This window comes from Stenotrophomonas sp. 3diitr2024, assembly GCF_042136455.1.
Lineage (GTDB): Bacteria > Pseudomonadota > Gammaproteobacteria > Xanthomonadales > Xanthomonadaceae > Stenotrophomonas > Stenotrophomonas sepilia.
This window is the reverse complement of the sequence record NZ_JBHHMJ010000554.1, coordinates 1-353: the sequence shown is the minus strand read 5'-3', so window position 1 is coordinate 353 and position 353 is coordinate 1. Positions and strand designations below refer to the sequence as shown.

At 65.4% G+C, this 353-nt stretch carries 1 protein-coding gene; it reads right to left on the bottom strand.

What is annotated here, in order from left to right; translation table 11 throughout:
* Positions 1 to 353: ribonuclease P protein component (locus ABGA94_RS14160; protein ID WP_375367586.1), on the bottom strand; the 353-nt coding region annotated here is incomplete at both ends.

Here is a 353-nt window from a genome sequence, read left to right as displayed (position 1 = left end):
ACGCGCTTGATCCGGTTACGCCCAACGGCGTTCGGATCGACCTTGCGGGAAACCGCCAGACCCAGCCTGGCCGGCCGGTCAGCCGGCAGCCAGTGCAGGGTCATCAGCGGATCGGACATGCGGAACGACGGCAGGTGATCGATCACCTTGTCATCCATCTTCAGCTTGCCGTCCTCGTCCAGCAGGTTCAGCGAGGTGGCGGTGAACGCCTTGGTATTGGAAGCGATGGCAAACAGGGTGTCGGCCACTTTCGGCCGTGCCAGCGACAGGCGCACCCCGCGCAGGCCGAGTGCAGGGTTCTCTTCGTTGCTCAGGGTCAGGCCGGTACGGTCGGCCTTGTCCGCGCCCAGGTC